At 74.6% G+C, this 2012-nt stretch carries 2 protein-coding genes; both read right to left on the bottom strand.

Annotated elements, in window-relative coordinates; genetic code table 11:
* The coding region (locus ACFQ36_RS22385; RefSeq protein ID WP_377017724.1) for a polysialyltransferase family glycosyltransferase at positions 1-1256 on the bottom strand (1256 nt) is incomplete at its 3' end.
* On the bottom strand, positions 1253-2012 hold a 760-nt coding region (locus ACFQ36_RS22380), incomplete at its 5' end, for a glycosyltransferase (RefSeq protein WP_377017721.1). The genes ACFQ36_RS22385 and ACFQ36_RS22380, both read right to left, overlap by 4 nt.

Below are 2012 nucleotides of genomic sequence, written 5' to 3'. Positions count from 1 at the left end.
AGCTGCAGGCTGCCCAGCCGGCGCCGTTTGAAGTAGCGCAGCGCAGCGGTGCCGGCGGCACGGGCCAGGAGGACCTCGGCCGCAGGGCGGGCCTGGGCCACGGTCTGCGGCTGCATGCAGTAGGAGACGGCCTCGATGAGCTGCTGCAGCCCGCCGGCGCCGTCCGGGCCGGCCTCGGCGGGTCCGTCCGCCGGCGCCGGGTAGCCGCGCTCCAGCACGGCGTCGATGATGGTCACCGGGATCCGGTTGCTGTTCTGGTATGGGGAGAGCCGCTCCAGCAGCATGCCGGTGCCCACGGCGGCAGCGTCCAGGCCGAACAGGTACCTGGCGGTCATCAGCGCCGTGGAGAAGGCGCTGACCACCAGTTTCGGCTGCAGCCGGAGCATCACCACTTCGGCCGGGGCGGTGCTCCGGAGCACCTCCAGCTGCAGGCCCAGCTCGGCGGCGGCGGCCTGGACGGAGCGCACCGCGGCGGGGCCGGCACTGGGATGGGGCTTGAAGACGCAGCGGTGCAGGCCGTGCGCGGCCGCCTTCTGCAGCATGCCGCGGTGCAGCGCGATCTCCTCATCCGGGGTGAGGATCCCGAGCTCGGCCAGGTACTGGCCGAGGACCAGGGCCCTGGGAGCGCAATCCCCGCCGCCCTCCCCGGCAGGGGCCGCCTCGGCCGGCAGCACCTCGGCCAACCGGCGCATGCCCGCCGCCAGCGCCGCCGCCGGGACCGGGACCAGTGCCGGGGAGTGCTCGCGCAGCAGCTGCGGCACCAGGCCCGGCACCAGGTCCACGTAGAGCAGGTTCTCCAGCCGCTGGGCGACCTCCCGGGGCACCGGATTGCGGGTGGGACCGTAGCTCATCAGCCCGTCCGAGTGCACGGAGACGGCCGCGGTGGCGAAAATCCGGCCCAGCGCCACGGCGGGGTTGACCTGGATGGACTCCACCCACAGGTGCAGCGGCCCGCCACCCAGCTCCCACCGGGTGCGCAGCAGCCGCTCCCACACCGGCAGCTCCTCCCCGCGCGGGTTGAACTGGCCGGGCCGGCACGGCCACAGCAGCGCGCCCAGGTCGATGGTCCGGTCGAAACGCGCGGCGGCCTCGGCGAAGCCGGGCGATTCGTGGAACGGGGTGGCCAGCTCCGGCAGCAGGGCGCTGTTGGCCAGCACCAGGATGCGCTCGCCGTCACCGGGCAGCCGGCCGGCGTCGGCCGCGGCGGCCAGGCAGACGCACTGGTACAGCGTGGAGACGACGAACAGGTGTTTCACTTCTGGCTCCTGAGGACTTTGCCGAGGATGCTGCGCCGCTTCGGGTCCAGGTCCGCCAGCCCGGCCCGGGCGACGGCGGGCGGCAGGGCGGCGACGGCGGCGCGGATGCCGGAGCGCAGGTCCCGGCGGACGTCCCGGGCCATCCGGTCGGAGCGGCCCAGGTGGTGGCAGGCGATGGCGTAGAACTGGCGGGCGGCCTTGGGCCAGAACCGCTCCGCCTCGGCATCGGCGGCGACCAGGGTAAAGACCTCCCGGTAGCTGCGCAAAAAGTCCAGCTGGCGGCGGTCGAAGACCTGGCTCAGCGACCCGGCCAGCCCGCGGCGGTAGAACGCGCCCAGCGTGCCGGAGACCGCGTAGCTGCGCGCCTGCAGGTGCAGCCGCCAGATCCACGGGCGGTCCTCGGCGGTGTGCAGCCCGTCGGGGAAGTGCAGCAGCCCGGCGTCCTTGAGCCGGCGGTCGAAGATCCCGAACGGGGCGTACGGATAGTCCACCATGGTGGAGGCGTCCTCCGGGCCGATGTCCGCGCGCGGGTCCAGGACGACGCCGCGGCGGGCCTGCGGGGCGCGGTGCACGGTGCGCACGCCGCCGGTGTGGCGGACGTGGTCCGCGCGCACGAAGTCCACCTCCAGGTCCCCGATTTCCTCCGCCAGCTGCGGCAGGTAGCCGGGCGCGTACCAGTCATCCGGGTCCAGGAAGGCCAGGTACCGGCCGGCGGCGGCGTCCAGGCCGCGGTTGCGGGCCGCGGCCAGGCCGGCG

It is taken from the genome of Arthrobacter sp. GCM10027362, assembly GCF_042679445.1.
Classification (GTDB): Bacteria; Actinomycetota; Actinomycetes; order Actinomycetales; family Micrococcaceae; genus Crystallibacter.
The sequence above is the reverse complement of the archived record's forward strand: the minus strand, read 5'-3'. Positions and strand labels throughout refer to the sequence as shown.